The sequence below is a fragment of the Kitasatospora sp. NPDC004289 genome (assembly GCF_053602875.1).
Genome location: NZ_JBSGEL010000003.1, coordinates 65,562 through 87,602, shown reverse-complemented (window position 1 = coordinate 87,602; position 22,041 = coordinate 65,562). Strand labels below are relative to the sequence as shown.

The 22,041-nt window shown below is 72.1% G+C and carries 17 protein-coding genes; 8 read left to right on the top strand and 9 right to left on the bottom strand.

What is annotated here, in order from left to right; genetic code table 11:
• Positions 1–50: 50 nt before the first annotated feature.
• Together ACWEPF_RS02995 and ACWEPF_RS02990 are read left to right on the top strand one after the other, a co-directional pair.
• Positions 51–548 carry a hypothetical protein gene (locus ACWEPF_RS02995; RefSeq protein WP_452171146.1) on the top strand — a complete coding sequence of 166 codons (498 nt, stop codon included), beginning with the start codon at positions 51–53 and terminating at the stop codon, positions 546–548.
• 426 nt (positions 549–974) lie between these two features.
• Positions 975–2,840, top strand: coding sequence for a hypothetical protein (locus ACWEPF_RS02990; protein ID WP_452171145.1), 1,866 nt, complete (start codon positions 975–977; stop codon positions 2,838–2,840).
• Between the two features lie 291 nt (positions 2,841–3,131).
• Here the strand turns inward: ACWEPF_RS02990 and ACWEPF_RS02985 are convergent, their stop codons facing one another.
• Positions 3,132–3,473: a hypothetical protein gene (locus ACWEPF_RS02985; protein ID WP_452171144.1), complete on the bottom strand. Its 342-nt coding sequence runs from the start codon at positions 3,471–3,473 to the stop codon at positions 3,132–3,134.
• 537 nt (positions 3,474–4,010) lie between these two features.
• On the opposite strand from ACWEPF_RS02985, the gene ACWEPF_RS02980 reads away from it, so the two are divergent.
• Positions 4,011–11,330, top strand: coding sequence for a LamG-like jellyroll fold domain-containing protein (locus ACWEPF_RS02980; protein ID WP_452171143.1), 7,320 nt, complete (start codon positions 4,011–4,013; stop codon positions 11,328–11,330).
• Between the two features lie 147 nt (positions 11,331–11,477).
• On the opposite strand, the gene ACWEPF_RS02975 is transcribed toward ACWEPF_RS02980, so the two are convergent.
• Entirely contained in the window at positions 11,478–12,641 is a 1,164-nt protein-coding gene (locus ACWEPF_RS02975) for an alpha/beta hydrolase family protein (protein WP_452171142.1), read from the bottom strand.
• A 142-nt stretch (positions 12,642–12,783) separates the two neighbouring features.
• On the opposite strand from ACWEPF_RS02975, the gene ACWEPF_RS02970 reads away from it, so the two are divergent.
• Positions 12,784–13,149 carry a S24 family peptidase gene (locus ACWEPF_RS02970; protein ID WP_452171141.1) on the top strand — a complete coding sequence of 122 codons (366 nt, stop codon included), beginning with the start codon at positions 12,784–12,786 and terminating at the stop codon, positions 13,147–13,149.
• Here ACWEPF_RS02970 and ACWEPF_RS02965 read toward each other — a convergent pair.
• Genes ACWEPF_RS02965 through ACWEPF_RS02955 form a run of 3 tightly spaced genes read right to left on the bottom strand, consistent with a single transcriptional unit; the run spans position 13,118 to position 15,416 of the window.
• Positions 13,118–13,525: a hypothetical protein gene (locus tag ACWEPF_RS02965; protein ID WP_452171140.1), complete on the bottom strand. Its 408-nt coding sequence runs from the start codon at positions 13,523–13,525 to the stop codon at positions 13,118–13,120. The genes ACWEPF_RS02970 and ACWEPF_RS02965 overlap by 32 nt on opposite strands.
• Entirely contained in the window at positions 13,522–14,208 is a 687-nt protein-coding gene (locus tag ACWEPF_RS02960) for a TVP38/TMEM64 family protein (protein WP_452171139.1), read from the bottom strand. Before ACWEPF_RS02960 ends, ACWEPF_RS02965 begins: the two co-directional genes overlap by 4 nt.
• A gap of 35 nt (positions 14,209–14,243) precedes the next feature.
• Positions 14,244–15,416: an aminotransferase class V-fold PLP-dependent enzyme gene (locus ACWEPF_RS02955; protein WP_449798110.1), complete on the bottom strand. Its 1,173-nt coding sequence runs from the start codon at positions 15,414–15,416 to the stop codon at positions 14,244–14,246.
• A 371-nt stretch (positions 15,417–15,787) separates the two neighbouring features.
• Here ACWEPF_RS02955 and ACWEPF_RS02950 point away from each other — a divergent pair, with 371 nt between their 5' ends.
• Both ACWEPF_RS02950 and ACWEPF_RS02945 read left to right on the top strand, forming a co-directional pair.
• A complete protein-coding gene (locus ACWEPF_RS02950; RefSeq protein WP_452171138.1) occupies positions 15,788–17,260 on the top strand; it encodes a cytochrome P450 in 1,473 nt (490 codons plus the stop codon).
• Positions 17,257–18,168: a terpene synthase family protein gene (locus ACWEPF_RS02945; protein WP_452171137.1), complete on the top strand. Its 912-nt coding sequence runs from the start codon at positions 17,257–17,259 to the stop codon at positions 18,166–18,168. The genes ACWEPF_RS02950 and ACWEPF_RS02945 overlap by 4 nt, the downstream gene beginning before the upstream one ends.
• A 72-nt stretch (positions 18,169–18,240) precedes the next feature.
• On the opposite strand, the gene ACWEPF_RS02940 is transcribed toward ACWEPF_RS02945, so the two are convergent.
• From ACWEPF_RS02940 to ACWEPF_RS02925, 4 genes are all read right to left on the bottom strand, one after another.
• Complete coding sequence (locus ACWEPF_RS02940) at positions 18,241–18,795, bottom strand: EF-hand domain-containing protein (protein WP_345285405.1); 555 nt, start codon at positions 18,793–18,795, stop codon at positions 18,241–18,243.
• A 71-nt stretch (positions 18,796–18,866) separates the two neighbouring features.
• Positions 18,867–19,853 (bottom strand): deoxyribonuclease IV, encoded by a 987-nt coding sequence (locus ACWEPF_RS02935; RefSeq protein WP_452171136.1) that lies wholly within the window; start codon positions 19,851–19,853, stop codon positions 18,867–18,869.
• A gap of 128 nt (positions 19,854–19,981) precedes the next feature.
• On the bottom strand, positions 19,982–20,197 hold the full coding sequence (locus ACWEPF_RS02930; protein WP_345285409.1) for a DUF397 domain-containing protein: 216 nt from the start codon (positions 20,195–20,197) through the stop codon (positions 19,982–19,984).
• Positions 20,166–21,026 (bottom strand): helix-turn-helix domain-containing protein, encoded by an 861-nt coding sequence (locus tag ACWEPF_RS02925; RefSeq protein WP_345285411.1) that lies wholly within the window; start codon positions 21,024–21,026, stop codon positions 20,166–20,168. The genes ACWEPF_RS02930 and ACWEPF_RS02925 overlap by 32 nt, the downstream gene beginning before the upstream one ends.
• Before the next feature lie 149 nt (positions 21,027–21,175).
• Between ACWEPF_RS02925 and ACWEPF_RS02920 the strand changes: the two genes are divergently transcribed.
• Together ACWEPF_RS02920 and ACWEPF_RS02915 are read left to right on the top strand one after the other, a co-directional pair.
• Positions 21,176–21,370, top strand: a complete 195-nt coding sequence (locus ACWEPF_RS02920; RefSeq protein WP_345285413.1) for a hypothetical protein — start codon at positions 21,176–21,178, stop codon at positions 21,368–21,370.
• A 67-nt stretch (positions 21,371–21,437) separates the two neighbouring features.
• Positions 21,438–22,013, top strand: coding sequence for an O-methyltransferase (locus ACWEPF_RS02915; RefSeq protein WP_452171135.1), 576 nt, complete (start codon positions 21,438–21,440; stop codon positions 22,011–22,013).
• Positions 22,014–22,041: the final 28 nt, after the last annotated feature.

Sequence of the window (22,041 nt, the reverse complement as noted above, 5' to 3'; positions counted from 1 at the left end):
GGTCAGCCGTCCGCCGCCGGTTGTCCCAGGTGGCGCCTATGGTTCCGGTCATGAGCGTTCCCGAGGTCATCCCGATCAGGCACGAACCCGACTACCGCACGAGCACCATCGGACGATGCCGGGGCGGCCAGTTCTTCGCCTCGGTCACCGCGACGCTGCCCCAGGACTGGAGCGACGGCGACTGGCAGTCCCGGAAGCGCTGGTACAGCGTGCTGCACCGGTTCGACGAGGCCGGCCGTCACCTGGACTCGCGTATCCAGTTCACCGGCACCACGGCCGACGGCGAGCGGAAGGCGGTCGACGCGGCAGGGCTGCTGCTCGCCGAGTGGCTGGACGCCCTTCCGGACCGGCAGTACCAGGACATCGCGATCGCGCCCTTCGAAGTCCGGTTCGAGGAAGCCGTGTTCGGCCTGGTCGTCGAGGAGGACGAGGACGGAGAGCCGGGCGAGGACGGGGAGGAGGAGGGCGAGGGCCGCGGCGTGTGGGTCGAGCTCTACCCCGACGGCCTGGGTTTCACCGCGCCCTGGGACGGTTGCTACGACACCTGAGCCGAGGCGCTGAGCTGCCGTGGTGGGGCCGGGTGCCGCGCTCGGGTGCGTGCCGCACAAGAAGGTCGGTCGGCCGAGACCCCCAGGAGTCCGAACACGCATGGCTTCTGATGCCCCTTTGGACCGACGGCGAGACCGACGGACACCGTAGTCCGTCCCTGCCCAGTCGGTCACGCACATGATCGAAACCGCCCAGCCCTCTGGCCGGCCGACCATCCTGCCGCGCAGCATGCACCCCTCGAGCGCAACGCCGTGTGAGCCCCGGTCGCACTGAGCGGCGCGTGTCGCGTGAACAGGACGTAGGCGTCGTCAAGAGCGGGCGGCGAATTTCTGCCTCTGCCGGTGGCATGTACGCAAAGCCACCACCTGACGCTGATCAGACGGCTACGTTCGGCTCGGTCGTGATCATCTATCAGGGAGTGCCGCATGGTGGACGAAGTTCAGCAGCAGGATGACCAGAACCTGTGGCGGGCGGTGTACACCGCCGAGCACGGATGGAGCCAGGACACGGCCTTCGCGGACCATCTCAGCGTCGCCGCGCCCGCCTTGGTCGAGGCGAACGGCGCGCTGTACTGCGCACACCGTGGCGCCAGGGAAGGAACGCACAAGCAGCTCCCCCTCAAGTGGACCTCCTTCACCCCCTCCGCGCTGCTCCCGCTGATCGCCGCGCTGGAGCAGGCCGGTGCGCCGTTGCCCGAGGGTGCGAGCGACGAGGACAAGCGCAAGCAGCAGGAGAGCGTCGCTGCCGCCGCCGAAGCCCTGGACAGGGCCCGCAGGTGGACCCCCGACGCGGATGCGGACGCGATCGCGAGTGCCGAGACCCCGGCCCTGGTCAACGACAACGGCACCGTACGCATGGTCTTCACCCGCATCGAGTCGACGAGTGACGGCGGCTCTTCGTCCGACGGTCAGCGAATCCGGTCGACGTCGCTGTGGGAGACCCAGCTGGACATGGTCGACGGGAGCCCGACGTGGGCTGAACCCCGCCAGATCCCGGTGACCGCCTACCTGCCCCTGGCTCCGGGGCTGGCCGTGTTCAACGGGGCCGTGCACCTGGTCTTCGTGGACCCCCAGACCAGGTACCTCCAGCACTGGGTCCGTGGCGTCGACGGCGGGTGGACGTCGGCCGTCGATCCCGACGGTTCCGTCGCCACCGCGGACCGTGAAGCGGCGTTGGAGGCGCTCCGCACGTCGGGTGACGTCACGGCCCTGGAAAGCATCCTCGGCAAGCTCCTGCCGCACCGGGGCGCCGTCATGGACCTGCTCAACCAGCGAGCCTTCGACCAGCACGGGTGGCCGGGCAACGTGGCCCTGGCGGTGCACGACGGCAAGCTGCACGCGCTCGCGCGCCAGAGCCTGCGCTTCGACTTCGGCACCGGGCCGTTGGATGCGGCGAAGCAGGGGGGCGAGCTGGTGCACGCCGTGTTCGACGGCACCGCATGGAGCGAGGACAACGGTTTCCCGGACGTCTTCGACGAGGAGGGAGGGGAGCTGTGGATGTCTCGGCGTGGCGCCGCGCTGGCCTCCTTCGACGGCAAGCTCCACGCCGTCTACCCGGCCGTCTCCAGTGACCATCTGATCCACACCACCTGGACCGGTGAGAGCGACTGGACCAGCCCGGTCAAGCTGGAGGGCCACGACTCCAACAACACCCCGGCCCTGCTGCCGTTCACGGAGGGCCCGGCCGGTGACGAGCGGCGGGCCCTGCTGCTGGTCCACCGGGGCGTCGACCGCTACGTGCCGCCCACCCCGCCCGCACCTCCCGCTCCGCCGACCCTGGCGGACGTGGCCAGCCGGGGCGAGACGGTCTCGGGCAAGCTCCTGCGGGCCTACGGCAGCCAGGACTGGTCCCGCCTGGAGCACCGGTTCCTCCTCACCCCCGTCACGCTCAACAACGGTGAGCAGGCGCTGGTCGTCCACTTCGAGGCGTGGGCCCAGTACTACTTTTTCTGGGCCTGGTACCGGGAGAACTACGGTGGCATGTACACACCGCACCTCGCGGTCGACTTCTACCTGAAGGAGGGCGGCGATCGGGGCACCGTAGTAGGCCATGCCCAGTTCTCCGAGAGCTCGAAGACCGGCTACTGGCGCTTCCAGAAGGTCTTCACCGGGGTGAAGCCAGGGGCCGAGTACGAGGCGCGTCTGTTCACCGCCAATACGGAGAAGACGCGCGGCTACTGGTGGAACGAGAAGTCCCCCTTGGAGAGCTCGGACGCCAAGCGGAACCAGGAGCAGTACGCCCGCGTCTCCAACTTCCGCAGCAGCACCGCCTCGATCATCCTGCCCAGCTGACCCCACCGGTCGCGGGGCCGGCAACAACAGGCCCTGATCCGGCGGGGCGCCGGCCAGGACCCTCCGGTCGTGACTGAGCGTCGCGCTTGGCGAGTTGAGCGCCGGCGGTCGAGAGCAGCCTCCAGCCGTTCAGGTGCCGACGCCTGAACAGTGCCCATCGCGGCCAGGCCCATCGGGTACCCGTACCCGTCCTGAGCCGTGGCCGCGATGGCGCTGTGGGCGGTGGCTACTGCCGATCCGCGAGCGGCCGGCCTTGCTCCCGCCGCCGAACCGGCTCGCGCAGGGGTGGCGTCAGGCCTGGTCGGCGATGGTGAGGACGACGGGCTCGGAGGGCGCGCTCTCGTTCCCAGCCCGGTCGGTGACGCTGTAGGTGAAGTGGACGGGGCCGTCGCCGAGCGCTTCGAGCGCGGAGCGCGGGATGTCGATGGAGATCGGCTGGTCGCCCTCGCCCTCGGGGACGGTGATGGGGTCAGTGGCGCTGGTGCCGTCCCGGAAGAGCCGGATCTGGTCGCCCGCCGAGAAGTCGGCGTAGGCGGGAATGGTGACGTTCAGGCCGTTCTGGACATCGGCGAGGTCCACGACGTTGCTGTCGGCGATGGTCGGGGCGGGCAGGGCGGGGGTGGTCTCACTCACGGGGATCCTCCAGGGTTCGGCGGGCGCCGCTCGACGCCCCAGTTGATCTTCCCAAGTCACGGCCAGCAGGGGGGAAGAATCGCCCAACTCGCCAACCAGAACGCACAGTCACAGTTTCAGAAGGTGATCCGGCTCGATGCCAGGCTCCTCGCATGGGGCGTGGGGATCTGTCGGACGACCAGTGGGCCACAACGCGGGGGGAGCCCGACGGGACGGCGCCGGTCACAAGGCGCCGCCGGGCCGCATCGACGGCGAGCCCGCGGGCCACGGGCCGCGTCGGTCGTGGGGCGGTTCCACGGCTCGCCGGGCTTACCCGTAGGAGCCCGGGAGCCTGGGCCACGTCGTCGGATGAGTGAACTCCGGCCATCCGCACCGCGTTCAAGCCGTGTGCGGTGCGAGTAGCTCCGGAACCGACTCTTCACTTCGAACGCACCTGCCAGACTCGCTGACGCTCCATCAGGACTGATTCGCACACTCGCCGCCGGCCCCGGACCGCACGGCCCCGGGTCGGTGTTCCACGCGCCTGGAAGGGGAACGGTGGCAGTTCAGGACTCCCTGCTCAAGACGTACGGGGACCGGTCGTACCGGCACGTGACGATGGCCCGGCACCAGGGCACGACGATCGCCTTCGCGATGGACGCCGCCCGCCGGCTCGTCTACACGGTGCTGGACCTGTCCGGCCCGGCGGCCAAGGGGGAGGTGGACTCGGCGTACTGGAGCGACAACCCGGCCGAGGTGGCCTTCCCCCGGGAGATCGCCGAGGTGGGGTACGCGGCGGTCGGTGCGACGGCGATGCCAACGGTCAAGCGGGGCGGGGCGGAGGCCGGTGCCGACGAGCGGCCGGCCGCCGCGGAGATCGACCCGTTCCTGTCCAGCACCGCCCGGCTGACGGCGGACGCCCCGTTCCACGTGATGTCCGACGGCACGTACGTGGTGATCCTGCGTCAGTCGGTCGGCGGGACGCACCCGGACGCGGTGTACAAGCTGTCCGGCGGCGGCAGCTCGGGGGATCCGTCCCGCACCGACTACGTGCCCAGCGCCGCGAAGAAGGTGCCGCTGGTGCGCGACACCCTGCTCGTCGACCGGTTCGTGCTGGTGGACGGCAGGCTGAAGCCGGTGCTGGAGGTGCGGTTCAAGCGCTCCCGGCACGCGACCCGCCCGGAGTCGGCCAAGGACAGTCTGGGCACCGAGGACATGGAGGGCCGCCCGTTCCACGAGCCGACCCAGGAGCTGTCCTTCGTCAAGAACCTCACCCAGGGCCGGTTCGCCGTCGTGCTGGTGCCGACCGCCGTCGCCAACGTGCAGCGCTGGCAGCTGTTCGCGCACAACGACGCTACCGGACGGGTCGACAGCTTCAACATCGAGCAGGGCGCCCAGGGGCTGTTCAACACCCAGGGCACCCGATTCTGGACCAGCCCCGACCCGGCCTACCGGGACTCGGTGTTCGAACGCAGCCCTGGCACCTGCCCCTTCACCGGCCGCGAACTCGTGCCGGTGACCGGCAGCGAGGGGCACGCGGAGACCGCGCTGCGCCTGGACGGCGTCGACGCCCACCTCGACCTGGGCGACCGGACACCGCTGCACTTCGGCGGGAAGCCCTACTCGATCGAGGCGTGGGTCAAGCCCGCCGCCCTCGAGGGCCCGGTGCTGGCCCGCGGCGGGGAGTACCTGCTCGGGGTGGACGCCAACGGCGCGGTGTTCCTCACCCACGACGGCGCGCCGGCCACGCTCACCTCCACCGAGACGCTCACGGCGGACACCTGGGCCCACGTCGCCGCCACCTTCGACGGCACCACGGCGAAGCTGTACGTCAACGGCAGGCCGGCCGGCAGCGCGGCGCTGCCGTTCACGCCCGCAGCCGGCGCGACCACCCTGGTCGGCAAGCAGAGCTCCGGCGGCGCCGACAGCTTCTTCGACGGCGACCTCGACGAGCTGCGGATCTGGAACCGGGTGCGCTCGGCGGCCGAACTCACCGCGGACCTGAACAACCGGCTGATCGGCAACGAGCCGGGCCTGGTGGCCTACTACCGCTTCGACGAGGGCACCGGCACCACCGCCCACGACCAGAGCGACCACGCCGGGCACGCCACGCTCAAGGGCAACGCGCAGTGGACCGGCTCGGACGCCCCGGTCGGCGAGCACCCCGGGGTGCGGCGCGACAGCTTCACCCTCAAGGGCCGCTCGGTGGTCTCCGGCATGTCGGCCCTTCTCTACCACCAGCAGGAGAACGTCGTCGCGGGCTACCGCGCCGACCCCAAGCCCGCCAAGCGCCAGGCCCGGGTGATGCTGGCCTTCGCCGCCAAGTACGGCCAGGAGCCCGCCGTGGCCACCCTGGACTTCGCGGTGGGCCGCGACGGCCGGCTGGCCCAGGTGCCGGACGTGCTGGACCCGCAGGTGCTCAAGCGCCCGACCAAGGGCCAGGACTCGGAGCAGGCCAGCACCCTGCAGCAGCTCATCAAGCGGCTGGAGCCGGAGGTCGCCGCCGTCGAGGCGGACATCAACAGGCTGAAGGGCGCGGCCGGACGGCTGGCCGAGTGCCAGGCGGAGCACGACCGGCTCAAGCCCGGGTTCGATCTCCTGGAGCAGCAGTACCTCGCCGAGAAGGACCTGGTGACCTCCTGGATCTACAACATCGAGCTCAAGACCCCGCGGGTGGTGCCCGGCGGCACGCTGCAGTGGCTCGGCGGCGCTGACAACCAGGCGGAGAGCGGCGCTGTGTTCGTCCTCGACAGCGTCTTCACGTCCTGGCGGTTCGACGCCGTCGGCGAGAGCCAGGACGGCAGGCCCTGCTACTGGCTGGTCTCCCACCGGTTCAACAAGGACGTCCGTGTCGTGGGCAACTCGACGGCGGAGAACGCCCAGTTGTACCTGCGCCCCCGAGACCCGGGCAACCGGGCCGCGCAGTTCCAGCTGGTCACCGAGGGCGACTGCGTCCGCTTGGTCAACCGGGCGAGCCGGCTCGCGTTCGGATCCCCCTCCACCACCCAGTTGGCCCTGGTGCTCCAGTCGAGCGAGTGCCTCAAGGCGGAGTCGGGCCTGTTCCGGATGACCCAGGTGGCCATGCGGTCGGGGGTCGACCAGCGCTACTTCGCGGCCAAGGCGCAGATGGACACCGCACGCGCGCTCCTCCAGGAGGCGCTCAAGGCCCAGCAGCGGATCGCGGAGCTGCAGCTCAACCTGACCGCCAAGCAGGCCGAACTCGCCGACGCCCGGACCCAGTTGGCGAAGCTCTCGGGTGCGCTCCAGGGCGACGACGACCTCACGGTCGCGATGCCGCTGCTCGCGGTGGACAGCACCGGCCTGAGCCTGAGCGGTGGCCTGCTGGAGTTCGCCCGGGGCACCGACCGGCCCGCGCTGCTGGACAGCGGCACCGGCAACCTCGTGCTGTACTTCCGCGGTGCCGACGACCAGTTCTTCGCCGCGTACTACGACACCGCCGTCCTGCGCGGCACCCGGACCCTCACCGCCGACAGCGGCACGCTCGTCTTCCTCGCCCGGGACCCGGCCGTCCCCCTGGACAGCGCCACGATCACCGTCACCGACGGCGACGCCCCCGGCCGCTGCGACCTGACGATCACCGTCGGCGCGGACACCGAGACCTGGCGCTCCCTGCCGCGCAGGGCCGAGCAGATGGCCGCCGCGCTGGTCGGCAGCCCCGGCCGCCCGGTGACGCTCGGCGCCGTCGCCCGGGTGACGGGCAGCACCGTGGAACTCACCGCGCCCACCACCGTCGCCGTCCCGGCCAAGACCCACCTGCAGATCGGCGGCACCGGCTACGCCGTGGCCGCCGACGCCCCGATCGGCGCCAAGTCGCTGGAACTGACGGCGAAGAGCGTGACGGCCAAGCCCGGCGACAAGCTGAGCCTGGTCGGCTACGACTGGGCCCGGGCGCGGTCCACCCGCCCCGGGGTGCTGCTCTCCGTCGGCTCCCGCCTGGTCACGCTGAGCACGGGCGGAGTCGAGTCCGTGCCCAACGGCACGGCCAAGGCCGCGGTCACCGGGCGCGGCTGCCGCTGGCGGGCCGAGCTGCCCGGCCGGGCCTTCCTGTTCGACGGCAAGGAGCAGTACCTGACCCTGCCCGCCGGCAAGCAGCAGAACATCGCCCCGACCGGCGACCTGAGCCTGGAGGCCTGGGTCAATCCCGAGGCCGGAGGGGGCCGGATCGTCCACGCCAGGACGGACGGATCGGGCTACTCCCTGGCGCTCGCCCCGGCCGCGCTGCCGGCCTGGCAGTTCGTCAACGGGACCAAGGCCCAGCTCACTCCCTCGCTCGACCTGTCGAACCGTGACTTCACCATCGAGCTGTGGGCCAAGCGCAACCAGTCCCGCGGCCGGGTCGAGCCGCTGCTGTTCCACGGCGCGACGGACGGCCGGGTCGACCAGTCCCTGCACCTGTGGATCCACCCCGACGAGACCCTCTACTTCTCGCTGTACGGCGACGACCTGAAAACCGCCCAGGCATACCCGGATCTGGAGTGGCACCACTGGGCCGCGGTGTACAAGAACGCCACCCGCGAGCAGATCCTCTACCGGGACGGCGTCGAGGTCGGCCGCCGCACCACCACCGGGGCCTACACCGGCAACGGCCCGCTGATCCTGGGTCACTTCCCCTTCACCGGCGACCACTTGGACGGCCAGGTCGACGAGGTCCGCGTCTTCGGCCGGGCCCGCACCAAGCAGGAGATCTCCGCCGAGCGCCACCGGCGCCTCTCCGGCCGGGAACCCGGCCTGCTGGGGTACTGGACCTTCCCCGGCACGAGCGGCCCGGCCTCCCCGATCAAGGGCTACCAGGTGACCGCCCGGGTCGGCGACCGGGTGCTGAAGTCGGCCGAGCGCTTCCCCTGCAACGAATGGGCGCACCTCGCCGCCACCTTCACCCAGTCCTGGGCGCTGAGCCTGGACGGCGGCGAGGGCCTGGCGGTGGCCGCGCAGCCCGCGCTGGACGTACTGGAGAACCTCACCGTCGAGGCGTTCGTCCGCATCGACAAGCTGGGAACGCCCCTCGGCCTGCTCTCCAAGGGCACGGTCGTCGACGGCGGCCGCGACGGCGTCCCGTACCAGCTCGGCGTCCGGCCTGACGGCCTGGTGGAGTTCGCCTTCGCCGAGGCCGACGGGAAACCCGTCCGCTACACCTCCGACCGGGCCGTCACACCCGGCGCGTTCCACCGCATCACCGTCGTGCGGGAGCGCCGCAAGCCCGCGGTCTCCACCACCACCGGGACGACCGCCAACGCGGTCCAGCCGGAGCAGGAGATCCGCTTCTACCTCGACGGCGGTGCGGTCGGCAGCCATGTGTACACCGGCCCCGGCGCGCAGTCCAACACCAGCGAGGTGGTGATCGGCCGCGGCCTGACCGGTGTGCTGTGCGAGCTGCGGCTGTGGAACTCCGCCCGGCCGCAGGCCCGGCTCGGACTGCCGGTCACCTCACGCGAGAAGGGGCTGCTGGCCCGCTGGGCGTTCAACGAGAACGCCGGCAACGTCACCCTCGACGTCTCCGGCACCTTCCCGGCGAAGCTGCGCGGCGCCCGCTGGACCCGTGACGTCGACCCCCTGGCCAGCCCGCTGCGGCTGTACCGCAACGGTGAGCAGCTGGCCGAGGGCGCCGTCACCGCACAGGACACCGCCGCGGCCTGGGGAGAGGCCCAACTCACCCTGGGCGCACGGCTGGAGGGCGGCCGACTGGCCGACCCGCTCACCGGCACGCTGGAGGAGGTCCGCATCTGGCGCACCGTCCGCACCCAGGAGCAGATCCAGGACAACCTCTTCACCCGCCTGCGCGGGGAGAAGCAGGACCTGCTCGGCTACTGGCCCTTCGACCGGGACTCCACCGAACCCGGCACCACGTCGGTGCGCGACGAGGGCCTGCGCGGCAACAACCTGGGCTTCTCCGCCAAGCGACCGCGCGTCCTGCTCTCCACCGCGCCCGTCTCCACCGACACCGCCCAGGTCCGCTCGGCCCTCGCCGACGTCCGCACCCCCTTCCACGACACCATCGCCGGCGCACCCGCCGTCACCGAGTACGCCGACCTCCAGTTCGACGCCAAGGGCGAGGCGCTCGGCGTGCTCAAGCGCTGCTACGCCTTCGTCCGGGACGGCCGCTGGCACCTGGTCACCGGCTACAAGGTCGGCGGCCTGACCACCGAGTGGGTCGGCCAGGCCCAGTTCGCCCCACAGCTCGTCGGCTTCGTCGAGGGCGCCCCACCGGTGCCCTCCGAGAACCTCACCGACAAGGCCGACGGCTGGGCGGGCGCCTCCTCGGTGGAGTTCACCGAGGCCGACCAGGTGGTGCGCAGCCTCTCCTCCAGCAAGACCCGCAGCGTCAACGCCGCCTTCAACTTCTCCCTCGGCGTCGAGACCGACGCCAGCGTCCTGACGATCACCGCCCCGCTCGGCTTCGGCACCGCGCAGCCACTGGCCGAGGGCCAGATGAAGATCGGTGTGAAGGGCGGCCTGGAGTTCGCCAACACCTGGAGCACCGACACCAAGGTCAGCCAGGGCCACACCACCACCCGCAGGACGAAGCTGGCCCTGACCGGGTACACCGAGGACGCGGCCAAGGTGCTGAACACCGCCGTCGGCCCCCGGTACGTGCCCGCCAACACCGGTACCGCCCTGGTCCAGTCCCAGACCGCCGACGTCTTCGCGCTGCGCCTGGCGCACACCGGCGCCCTGGTCGCCTACCGGATGCTGCCCAACCCCGACATCCCGCTGGACTGGAACGTCATCCACTTCCCGATCAACCCCCGCTACACCAAGCAGGGCACCCTGGACGGCGCGGTCGGCTTCGACGACCGCGGCAAGGTCCTCGACCCCGACTACCCCACCGCCACCGCCTACGGCGAGTACAGCTACTTCAAACCGCGCGACGCCTACGCGCTCAAGCGCCGCATCACCCGCGACCAGCAGCGCCTGGAAGCCTTCTACGAGTCGGTCTCCACCGAGACCGACCACGCGGACCCGACCGAGGGCCGGGCGCAGTCGGTGCTGCGCTCGATGGGAGTCTCCGGCGGGCAGCAGGACACCGGCCGCAGCACCTCCGGCAGCGCGGCCGCGACCGGCTTCTCGCACCGCGACCTGGTCAACACCTACGTCTGGACGGCCCAGGGCGGCTTCTTCGCCGAGAGCACCGAGGCCACCGACGCCGTCAGCGAGACCACCTCCGGCTCGTACAGCTTCAGCGGCTCGTTCGGGGGGACCTTCGAAGGCAGCTTCGGCGCCTTCGGCCTCGGGTGGTTCGGCAGCCTCGACGCCTCCGTGGGCGGCGGCTTCAGCGTCACCCGGGCCAAGGGCAAGGACGCGTCGCGCTCCTTCGGCCTGGACGTCCAGTGCGCCCCGTCCGGTGACCTCCAGCGCCGCGACAGCAACGGCAAGCCGGTCTACGACGCCGCCGGCAAACCCGTGCTGGTGCCCGGCAAGGTCGACGCCTACCGCTTCCTCACCTTCTACCTCGGCGAGACCAGCGCCAACTTCGACGACTTCTACCACAAGGTCGTCGACCCGACCTGGCTGCAGGGCAGCGACGCACCCGACGCCGCCGCCCTCCGTCAGGCCCGGCAGAACTCCGCCAAGCCCCCGTGCTGGCGCATCCTGCACCGGGTCACCTACGTCAGCCGCGTCCTCGCCCCCGTCCCGCCGCCCGGCGCACCGCCGCTGGAGAAGGCGATGCGCGCCGAGAACATCGACAGCAACTACGAACTGATCAAGCGCCTCGAACCGTACGTCCGCCCCGCAGCCACCACCACCGGCGGCCTGGCCATCGCCACCCGGGAGGTCCTCGCGACTCAGCTGCCCGAACTCCTGCCGCACGCCACCGAGATCATCGACTACCTCACCCGCTACTTCGGCATGGAGAACTGAACCAAGCCCGGCCCTCCGCCAGCGCGGAGGGCCGGGCCTCCTCGTCCGCACCGCCCGGCCGCGAGCAGAGCTGACCGATCACCAGGCCCTCACCGCACGGTGCCGGAGATCCGTGTGAACGCCCTGGCCACCGCCTGGCCTTCCGGGTCAGGGCCGGTGGAAGGTGACCTCCGGGAAGGTCGGGGACGGGGCGTCGAGGAGGGGGGTGGTGGCTCCGCGCAGGTGGTGGTCGAAGAAGGCGCCGACGTAGCTGCGCACGATGCGGGAGGAGCGGGCGCCCGGGAGCGGGGTCTCGGGGTGGGTGTAGCCGGAGGCGTCGCCGAGGACGGGCCAGTCGGTGAAGCCGGGGTGGCCGAGGCCGGTGACGACGAGCCAGCGCTTCCAGCCGTCGAGGCGGGTCCAGGCCTCGTTCCAGGATGGGTCGTCGAAGTCCGGCGGGAGGAGGGTCGGGTCGCCGGAGAGCATCAGGAAGGGCCGGCCGCCGAGGCCGGTCTCGGGGATGGGGGTGAAGAAGGTGCCGTCGAGGTTGGCGCCGGCGTCGACGCGGGGGTCGGTAGTCATGACGGCGGAGGCGGCGTTGCCGCCGATGGAGTGGCCGGCGGCGCCGATCCGGGTGCTGTCGATCAGCCAGGAGTACCGCCAGGCGGGGTGCGGGCCGGTGATCCGGTCCAGGACGAAGGAGAGGTCGCGGGCGCGGCCGTCCGAGACGCGCTTCAACTCGCCGGTGGGGAAGACCTGTTCGCAGGCCTTGCAGGTGAGCAGGCGGTCGCCGGGGAAGAGCGTGCCGTCCGATTCGTAGGCGTGGTCGACGGCGGCGACCACGTAGCCGCGGCTGGCGAGGTCCTCGGCGAGGCCGGTGAGGGAGGCCCGGGGGAGGGAGAAGCCGGGGGAGAGGACGATCAGCGGGTAGCGGCGGGGGGTGGGGCGGGGGAGGGCGTCGGTGCGGGCGTGGGTGCGGGCGGCCGCGACGCGCTCCGGGGTGGTGTGGTCGGCGAGTTGGCCACGGTCGGTGAGCAGGGCCTTGGCTTCGGAGGTGGTCAAGTAGGGGGCCGGGCTGCCGGTGCGCGGGACTGCCGGGTAGAAGAGCGAGAGCAGCAACTCCCGGTCCTCGGTGGGGACCCAGGGGTCCTTGCGGCTGTGGTCGACGAGGGCGAGGGTGTCCCGGCCGACGGCGAAGTCGCCGGTGGGTGGCGGGAGTTCGATGCCGTGTGGGGCTCCGGTGGTGGCGGAGGCGGGGCTCGCGAGGACGGCCGTGACGGCGAGGGCGGCGGTGGCCGCGACCGTTGCCACGGCGTGGATGATCTTCTGCATGGCCGCATGATAGGCAGATAAGGTTAGGCTTACCTAATGTCGCTGGTGGGAGGTGCTGCCGGGCCTGGGCGAGGACTTGACGGTGGGTCAGGCGTGCGAAAACGAGTGGAAGTGCGGACGCTCCCGCTGGGACGATCGCCGGATGGGTGCATTGGACGCGGTGGCGGCCCGGGTGGCCGCCGGGGCCGTGGTGGAGTTCCGGCCGAGCGGCAACTCGATGGTCCCGCTGATCCGCAGCAGGCAACTGGTGACCGTGGCCCCGGTCGACCCGGCCAAGGTCGAGGTGGGCGACATCGTGCTGGCCCGGGTCGCGGGGACGGTGTACGTGCACCTGGTCTCGGCCCTCGACCGGACCAGGAAGCGCGTCCAGATCAGCAACAACCGCGGCCGGGTGAACGGCTGGACCGGCCACGACCGCGTCTTCGGCATCTGTACGGCGGTCGAAGGGATCCCGCGGGCCGGGGCGGCGGCGAAGGTCAGGGGCCTTCCGTCCGACGCCACGCGTTGAGCGGAGACGGCTGGAGGACGAGTGCGTCCGCGAGGTTGAGCACGCGGATGGAGCCGGTGGGGAAGCGGACGGTGATGCCGTCGGCGAAGTCCTCGGCGCCGAACTGGTGACGGACCCTGCGGACGGAGCGGATGGGTTCGCCGACGAACGGGGTCATGGGGAAGCCGGGCGGGTCGTCCTGCACCGGTGCGTCGGCGGCGTCGGGCGGGGTGAGGTCCAGGGTCAGGCCGCCGTCCGGGGTGGTGAAGCGGACGGGGCCGAGGTCCTCCAGGTGCCACCACATGTGGAGGAGGGACGGTTCGGCTGCCTCGGGTTGCTGCCAGGCGGCGGTCACGCGCACCAGGCGGCGTCCGACGAGGTCCTCGGTGGAGATCATCCGGTGATGCTCTCACGGTGTTCGGCCACCCGGTCCGCCTGGGCGCGGCGGGAGGTGTGCCAGAAGGAGTACAGGCTGCCCGCGCAGAGGAGGGCGACGGCGGAGGCGGAGACGAGGAAGGCGGGGGAGGTCGGGTCGGAGGCGCTGGCGCCGGCGGTGACGTAGGCGGCGGTGCCCGGGATGACGCCGAGCGCGGTGGCGGCGGTGAAGGGGAGCGCGCGGACGCCGGAGAAGGCGGCGGCGTAGTTGGCGCCCTGGAAGGGGATGCCGGGGATCAGGCGCAGCAGTAGGACGGAGCGGAAGCCCCGGTCGCTGAGGTGGCGGTCCAGGGCGGTGAGGACGCGGCCGCGCAGCAGGGGCCGGACGGCGTCGCGGCCGAGGGTGCGGCCGAGGGCGAAGGCCAGCAGGGCGCCGAGGGTGGTGGCGGCGACCGCGACGGGGATGCCCTGGGCGGCGCCGAGGAAGAGGCCGGCGGCGGCGTTGAGGGCGGGCTTGGGGACGAAGGCGACGGTCGCCGCGGCGTAGACCAGCAGGAAGAGCGGGGCCGGGACCCCGCCCTCCAGCAGTTCGGTCGGGCTCCAGAGCAGCAGGGAGCCGGCCGCGGCCGCGAGCACGCAGAGCAGCGCCCCGAGCCGGAGCCACGGGGAGCGGGCGGAGCGGGCAAGACGTGCGAGGACTGTCACCCGGTGAGCGTAACCCGGAGGGGAGGCGGGGGAGGTCAGGCCTTGGGCCGGGGGAGGGCGTCGAGCAGGCGGGAGAGTTCGTCCTCGGTGTTGTAGTAGTGGACGGAGGCCCGGACCACCGTCGGCAGGCCGCGGGCGCCGAGGTCCCACTGGGCGCTGGTGGCCCAGGAGACGGAGACGTTGACGTCGCGGGAGCGGAGCAGGGCGGCGACGTCCGGGGAGTCGTGGCCGTCGACGGTGAAGCTGACGATGGCCGAGCGGCGCAGCCCCTGGTCGTGGACGTGGACGCCGGGCAGCGCCGCCAGGCCTTCGCGGAGGCGGGCGGCGAGTGCGGTGACGCGGCGTTCGATGGCGTCCAGGCCGAGCTCCAGGGCGGCGTCCACGGCGACGCCGAGGCCGATCTTGCCGGCGTAGAAGGTCTCCCAGGTCTCGAAGCGGCGGGCGTCCGGGCGGACCTCGTACGACTCGGGGCCGGTCCAGGTGGCCGCGTGCAGGTCCAGGAAGGGCGGCTCCAGACGCTCCGTCAGGCGGCGGGAGGAGTAGAGGAAACCGGTGCCGCGCGGGCCGCGCAGGAACTTGCGGCCGGTCGCGGTGAGCAGGTCGCAGCCGATCTCGGCGACGTCCACCGGGAGCTGGCCGACCGACTGGCAGGCGTCGAGGAGGTAGGTGACGTCGAACTCGCGGGCCACCTTCCCGATCTCGGCGGCCGGGTTGACCAGGCCGCCCTGGGTGGGCACGTGGGTGACGGCGATCAGGCGCACCCGCTCGTCCATCATCGAGCGCAGCGCCTCGACCGAGAGCTGCCCGTGCTCGTCGTCCGGGACGGTCTCGACGCTGACCCCGTACCGGCGGGCGGTCTGCAGGAAGGCGATCGCGTTGGAGGCGTACTCGGCCCGGGCGGTGAGGATGCGGTCGCCGGGGGCGAAGCGCAGGGCGTAGAAGGCCATGTCCCAGGCGCGGGTGGCGTTCTCCGTGACGGCGATCTCGTCGCGGTCGGCGCCGAGCAGGCGGGCCAGCGCGTCGTAGGTGTGCTCGATCCGGTCCTGGGCGGCGGCCGCGGCCTCGTAGCCGCCGATGGTGGCCTCCAGCTCCAGGTGGGAGGTGACGGCGTCCAGGGTCCGCCGGGACATCAGGGCGGCACCGGCGTTGTTGAGGTGCGCCTTGTGGGCGCAGCCCGGGGTGTCCCGGCGGAGCGACTCGATGTCCATGTCCGTGCTGCCTCTTCCGGTAGGGGACGTGCGTGCCGCACACCACCATCCCAGACCGGGGGCGCGGGAGGGAGGGGAGGCCGAACGGTGGCAGGACGGCGGGCGGACGGGTGAAAGGAGCGAGTGGGCCGAGCCGGTGACCTATGGTCAGCTCTTTCGCGGACCGGCTGCTCCGTTGGGACGGGGGCGTTGCCCTGGGTGGCCGGAGTGTGGGGTGGCGAAGGAGGGATGGTCCGGCGGGGTCACGGGCGGGGCGGTCATCTCTTCGGGTGGCGGGCGATTTGTGCCGAATTCTCCCCGGGCGGAGAGTGGGCGGCCGTCCCCACCCCAGGCCACCGCCTGGGGCCCTTCCCGAGAGCGAGGCGATCCGCATGTCCGTGCCACCCGTCCCCTTCGCACCGGGGAGACTCCCCGGACTCGGCCACGCGCCGGCCCTGCTCCGCGACCCGCTCGGCTTCCTCGGCTCGCTCTCCCGCACCGGGGAGGTGGTCCGGATCGGCCTCGGCCCGCGCACCGTCCACGTGGTCACCAGCCCCGCCCTGGTGCACGCCCTGCTCACCCCGCTGGCCCGCACCTGCCCGCGCGGCGCCGTGCAGCAGACCCTGCGGGACGCCTTCGGCGACGGCCTGCTGATGAGCGAGGGCACCGCCCACCGCGACCGCCGGCGCTCGCTCCAACCCGCCTTCACCGCCGAGCGGGTGGCCGGGTACGTCCCGCTGGTGGAACGCCTGGCCCGGGATCGGATCGGCGCCTGGCAGCCCGGCCGCACCGTGGACGTGGCCCGGGAGATGAACCACCTCGCGCTGGAGATCGTCACCGGTGCCCTCTTCGGTGCCCGGCTGCGCCCCGCCCACACCGGCGCCTTCCACCGGGCCCTGCCCGAACTGGTGAAGGGTCAGATCATCCAGTCGCTCTGGCCGCACCCGGCGCTGGCCCGCCTCCCGCTGCCGGTCAACCGCCGGTTCGCCGCCGCCGTCCGGGTGCTCAACCGGGTGGTCGACCAGGCCGTCCGCACCCCGTCCGACGACGAGGCCGGACCGCTGCTCGCCCTCCTGCGCACCGTCACCGACCCGGCCACCGGCCGCCCGCTCGACGAGCACGCCGTCCGCTCCGAGGCCATCGCCATGTTCGGCGCCGGCACCGAGACGGTCTCCACCACCCTCAGCTGGCTCTGCCAGGAGCTGCTCGACCATCCCGAGGTGCACCGCGAGCTGCTCGCCGAGATCGACCAACAGCTGCGACCCGGGGAGGAGTTGAGCATCGAGGCGATCGAACGGCTGCCCTACCTGCGCCGGGTGCTGCGCGAGGTGCTCCGGCTGCACGCCCCCAACGCCTTCCTGATGCGCACCGCCGCCGAACAGGTCCGGCTCGGCCCGTACACCGTCCCCGCCGGGGCCGAACTCCTGTACAGCCTCACCGCCCTGCACCGCGACCCCGCCCGCCACACCGACCCGCTGCTCTTCGACCCGGACCGCCCGCTCTCCACCGAACGGCACGCCTTCCTGCCCTTCGGCGCCGGCAAGCACCGCTGCATCGGCGAGGCCTTCGCCTGGATGGAGCTGGCGGTGGTCGCGGTCACCCTGCTGCGGACCTGGCGGCTGCGGCCGGTGGCCGGGGCCAGGGCCCGCGAGGTGGTGTGGACGACGGTGCAGGCCCAGGGGGTCCGGCTCAAGCCCGAACGGCTGACGGCCCGTCTGCTGCCCGCACCCGCGAGCGCTCCCGCCGCCGAGAATCCCGCCCCTCAGAAGCTCGGCGCCGCGAGGCCCGCCGCAGAGGAGCCCTCCGCCGAGGCGCCCGCCCTCGAGAGACCGGTCCGGCGCGGCGCCCCGGCGGGACGCCGGTGAACTCCGCACTGGAGGCCCGCAGCCAGGAGGAGCTCCGGCACCAGGACTGGCTGCTCCGGCACGGACTGATCCGCGGGCACGGGCTGGAGCGCTACCGGGCCTACGGCCTGCCGGAGCTGATCGACCTCAGCTACCCCGGAGCCCCCGTGCGGGAGCGCCGGCTGCTGCTGGACGTGCTCGGCTGGTTCACCCTGCTGGACGACCACTTCGACGGACCGATCGGCCACCACCCGCCCAGCGCGGGCGAGTTCACCGGCCGCCTGATCGCCGTCACCAGGGCCGCGGGCCGGCCGAGGGTGCCGCTGCTACCCCCGGCGGACCGGGGCGACGCCCTGCTCGGGGCGTGGACGGAGCTCTGGTACCGCCAGTGCCTGGGGCGCAGCCGCCGCTGGCGCAGGCGCGCGGCCCGGGACTGGGCGGACTGTCTGCGCACCTTCGTCACGGAGACCGAGCACCGCAGCCGGGGCACCCTGCCCGGCGGGCTGCCGGCCGTGCTGATGCGCCGGCACGCCAGCTGCCTCTACCCGTTCATGAACCTGCTGGAGCGGGTGGCCGACCGCGAACTGCCCCGCGGGCTCTGCCTGCGGGCGGACTGGCGGCGGCTGCGCGCGCAGACCGCCGACGCGGCCACGCTGATCAACGACCTGTTCTCGCTGGAGCGGGAGGAGAGGCAGGGCAACGGCTTCAACACCGTCACGCTGCTGCGCCGGGAGTTCGGGCTGAGCCGGGAGACGGCCCGGCGGGTGGTGGCGGACCGGACCGCGGGGCTGCGGGCCGAGAGCGAGCTGCTGCGCAGCGGGCTGGTGCTGCGTCACCCGGGCGCCCGCTGGTACCTGGAGGGGACCAGGCAGCTGGTGGACGGGGTGTACGCCTGGACGAGTGCGAGCCGGCGCTACCGCTCGTCCTGAGACGGGTGCGGTTCCGGCGGCCGCGCCGTGGTGGTGGTGCCCCCCGCTCCACCACCACGGCGCGGCGGGGCGTCAGCGCAGCGGGCCGAACAGCCAGTTCCCCGGGGTGTCGGCCTCCTCGCTGGTGTAGTACTCCTCGACTGCGTGGCAGACCTGGTTGAGGCTGATCGCGCCGTCCCCGTCGGTGTCGAGCATGGTGAAGGCGACCTCGAGCTTCTCCTGCTTCAGGCCCAGCGTGCGGCCGTACATGGTGATGAACTGCTCGCGGCTGAGCCACCCGTCGTCGTCGGTGTCGCACAGCTCCAGCCAGGCCCGGAGCATGGTGTTCATCCGCCCGAGGAAGCCGGCCCGGTCGGTGGCGACGGCCTTGCGGACCCCGGCCCGCCACTCCTCGCGGTCGATGGAGCCCTTGTGGGCGGTGTCCATCGGGATCAGGTCGATGTCCCAGAGGGCGGCGAAGGCGCCCTCCAGGCGGGCCACCACGCTGAGCGAGTGGCTGTCGAAGGCCGAACTCAGGCGCGAGGCCAGCGAGATCAGGTCCTCTTCGCGGATGTGCCCGTCCCGGTCGGTGTCCAACATGTCGAAGGAACGGTCGAGCTTCTGGTCGAGCACGGTGCGCGTGGTCATTCGGGTTCCCCTCCCCGGCCCCTCCGGGCCGTCGGTCGCCCGGGACCTACCCCGGCGGCGGGGGCCGAGTCTCACTCGTTGGAGTGGTTTGACTGATCGTCAGACTGCTTCTCTCCGAGGGGATTTGTGTTCCGCAGGGATTTGAGCAGAGCGATGTCGGCGGCGTGCCGAACGCCCTCCACCCGGTCCGGGTCGTGGCGTCCGTCCGGGGTCTCGATCACGAACGGGACGCCCTCGGTGGCGGGGTGGGCGAGCAGCGCCGCGAAGGCGGCCGCGCCGATGTGTCCGGCGCCGATGTTCTGGTGGCGGTCCTTGCGGGCTCCGACCACGTCCATCGAGTCGTTGGCGTGCACCAGCCGCAGGCGGCCGGGACCGGCTGCGGCGGTGAGCGCGTCCAGCGTCTTGGCCACGCCCTCGGGGTCCGCCAGGTCGTGCCCGGCGGCGAAGGCGTGGCAGGTGTCGAGGCACACCCCCACCTTGGGGTGGTGGTCCAGTGCCTCGACGTAGGCGGCCAGGTCCTCCATCCGGGAGCAGAGCGAGCTGCCCTGCCCGGCGGTGGGCTCCAGCAGCAGCCAGGGCGCGTCCTCGCCGAGGGCGTCGAGCTCGTCCAGCAGGGGACGGACGTCCTCGCGCACCTGGCGCATCGCGGCAGCGTACCGGGAGCCGCCGCCCGGCTCCTGCCCGACGGCGGAGCCGGTGTGCACCACCACGCCGAGGGCACCGATCCGGTGACCCCGGCTCAGCGAGTGGCGCAGGGAGTCGGCCGAGCGCTCCCGGGTCGCGGTGCTGTCCGAGCCGAAGTTGATCAGGTAGGGCGCGTGCACGTAGGCCGGGATGCCGGACTCCGCGCACGCCGCCCTGAACTCCTCGTCGCGGGCCGGGTCGCCGGACGGCGTGGCCCAGCCGCGCGGGTTGGCGACGAAGACCTGCACGGCCTCGGCGCCGACCCGCTCCGCGTACGCCAGCCCGGTGCCGACCAGTCCGCGGCCGGCCACCGGTACGTGGGCGCCGACGGGGTTGCGGAGGGCGGGTGGGGCGGGCGGAGCTGCGTGGTTCATGGCCCCGAGGGTAGCCGGGCCGTCGTCCGGATCGACGGCCAGGACCCGGGGGCGGGTCGGTGTGGGGGGTGGGGCTCAGGCCTGGACCGGACCTCGAAGGGTCCCGATCAGACCCCGAAGGGCCTGGATCAGACCTCGAAGCCCGCGGCCCAGGTGGCGAACGCGGCCCAAGCTGCGGTGCCGAACTCCAGGTGCGGGCCCTGCGGGTCCTTGGAGTCGCGGACCGGGACGACGCCGTGCGCAGCGGAGAGGTTGAGGGCCGGCTGCACGCAGTTGCCGCCGGACGCCCCGCTGTAGCTCGACGACTGCCAGTCAGCTCGGTTCAGCTCGCTGTTCGTCAGCATGGTTCTGGTGCTCCTTAGCTACCTTTTCAACGAGGTTCAGCGACGCTTCGGGTGAGAGTGCGTCGGCCCGAGCCAGGTCGTAGGAGAGTCTCAACTCCCTTACCCGGTCGGGGTTTTCGACCAGCACACCGGTATGCGGCGCCTCGACGTACCCCGTGTCCGGGGTGCCGTCGGTGAAGGACATTAGCGTCATCGAACCCTCCAGCAACGCATGCGCCCCACGGGACGTCTCCAGTACCTGGATCACCACCATTCTTGACCGGACCAGGCCAAGCAGCTTCGTCAACTGATCAGCCATCGTGTCAAAACCGCCCACCGGTCGACGAATGGCATTTTCCGAAAGAAGCCACCACAACAGCGGACGTGTTGGACCGGTGAGCAGTTGTTGTCGTCCCAGGCGCGCTGCGACCTTCTCCTCGATCAGTTCCGGTCGGGCCAAGGGCAATCCGGCTTCGAATACTGCACGCATGTACCCCTCGGTCTGACCGAGCCCGGGGATCAGGTCTCCGCCGTACTCCAGCATCTGGCAGGCCCGGGGCTCGAGTTCGGCGTACGACTTGAAGAAACTGGGGAACTGGCCGCGGGTCACGTGCGGCCAGAGCTTCGAGAAGATCCCGGCCGCGTCGAGGGTGGCGTCGACCCGCTCGGCGAACTCCCGGGTCGGCGTGCGCCGGCCGGTCTCGATCTGGCCGATCAACGACCCGGTGTAGCCGAGGAGATCACCGAGGCCCTCCTGGCTGAGCCGGGCCTTGGTGCGGTGGTCGCGCAGCTCCGAACCGAAGAGCGCCAGCATGGATTCGGACGGGTCGAGCTCACGCGGACTGGGCATCGGTGCAGGGTCCCCCGGTCTGTCGGATCGGTTGTTGGATCGTCACCTCTGGCCTTGGTAGCTCTCCGTGTCGATCCTGTTACCAAGCTAGTCGATCGACTTCCCGGTCGGCAGGACAACGAGGCAGTGCGCGACAACGGAGGTCGGCGATGGGTGAGTTGACGGAGCGGGTGGCCGAGCGGATGCAGGTCCGGGGTGAGTACGGCAGCCGCCGGGACTTCGACCGGGCCGAGTACGTCTCCGGCGCCGCACTGTCCTTCGGCGAGTGCGGGTGTCCGATGCCGGACTGCCCGATCCGGGCGGGCGACGGCGAGCGCCTGCGCCTGGACCGTCGGATGCCCTAGGGGCTGTCTCCTTGATGGGCCCGGAAACTGCTTGTGCCGGCCGTGGTGGAGCGGTGATCATCGCCCGATGGATGACGAACCGACAGAACTGCCCGCGTCCCTGGCCGCGTTGCGGGAGGCCGCCCGTCGGGCCGGGTTCACCATGTCGAGCGAGGCGCGGACCGGGGCGCTGCTCGCGACGCTGGCCGCCGCCCACCCGGGCGGCCGCCTGCTGGAGCTCGGCACCGGGGTCGGAGAAGGCACCGCCTGGCTGCTGGACGGGATGGACGAGAAGGCGTCACTGGTAACGGTGGAGCTGGACGAGGAGCTGCAGGCGGTGGCCCGCGAGCAGTTCGCGGCGGACGGCCGGGTCTCCTTCGTCCGGGCCGACGGCGGCGCCTGGCTGACGGAGTACCGGGGGCCGCTCTTCGACCTGGTCTTCGCGGACACCTGGCCGGGCAAGTTCACCCACCTCGACCGGGCCCTGGAACTGGTCGCCCCCGGCGGCTGCTACCTGATCGACGACCTGCTGCCGCAGCCCGGCTGGCCGGCCGGACACCAGGAGGCCGTGGACGCGCTGCTCGCGGAGCTCGCGGTGCGCCCCGACTTCCGCAGCGTCCGGCTCGACTGGGCCGGCGGACTGCTGCTCGCCGTCCGCCGCTGACCCGGCGTCAGCCGGACGCAGGACCGGT

Coding starts and splice junctions, on each gene's coding strand:
- ACWEPF_RS02995 (WP_452171146.1), top strand. CDS start 51: ATGAGCGTTCCCGAGGTCATCCCGATCAGGCACGAACCCGACTACCGC.
- ACWEPF_RS02990 (WP_452171145.1), top strand. CDS start 975: ATGGTGGACGAAGTTCAGCAGCAGGATGACCAGAACCTGTGGCGGGCG.
- ACWEPF_RS02975 (WP_452171142.1), bottom strand. CDS start 12,641: ATGCAGAAGATCATCCACGCCGTGGCAACGGTCGCGGCCACCGCCGCC.
- ACWEPF_RS02970 (WP_452171141.1), top strand. CDS start 12,784: ATGGGTGCATTGGACGCGGTGGCGGCCCGGGTGGCCGCCGGGGCCGTG.
- ACWEPF_RS02965 (WP_452171140.1), bottom strand. CDS start 13,525: ATGATCTCCACCGAGGACCTCGTCGGACGCCGCCTGGTGCGCGTGACC.
- ACWEPF_RS02955 (WP_449798110.1), bottom strand. CDS start 15,416: ATGGACATCGAGTCGCTCCGCCGGGACACCCCGGGCTGCGCCCACAAG.
- ACWEPF_RS02950 (WP_452171138.1), top strand. CDS start 15,788: ATGTCCGTGCCACCCGTCCCCTTCGCACCGGGGAGACTCCCCGGACTC.
- ACWEPF_RS02940 (WP_345285405.1), bottom strand. CDS start 18,795: ATGACCACGCGCACCGTGCTCGACCAGAAGCTCGACCGTTCCTTCGAC.
- ACWEPF_RS02935 (WP_452171136.1), bottom strand. CDS start 19,853: ATGAACCACGCAGCTCCGCCCGCCCCACCCGCCCTCCGCAACCCCGTC.
- ACWEPF_RS02930 (WP_345285409.1), bottom strand. CDS start 20,197: ATGCTGACGAACAGCGAGCTGAACCGAGCTGACTGGCAGTCGTCGAGC.
- ACWEPF_RS02925 (WP_345285411.1), bottom strand. CDS start 21,026: ATGCCCAGTCCGCGTGAGCTCGACCCGTCCGAATCCATGCTGGCGCTC.
- ACWEPF_RS02920 (WP_345285413.1), top strand. CDS start 21,176: ATGGGTGAGTTGACGGAGCGGGTGGCCGAGCGGATGCAGGTCCGGGGT.
- ACWEPF_RS02915 (WP_452171135.1), top strand. CDS start 21,438: ATGGATGACGAACCGACAGAACTGCCCGCGTCCCTGGCCGCGTTGCGG.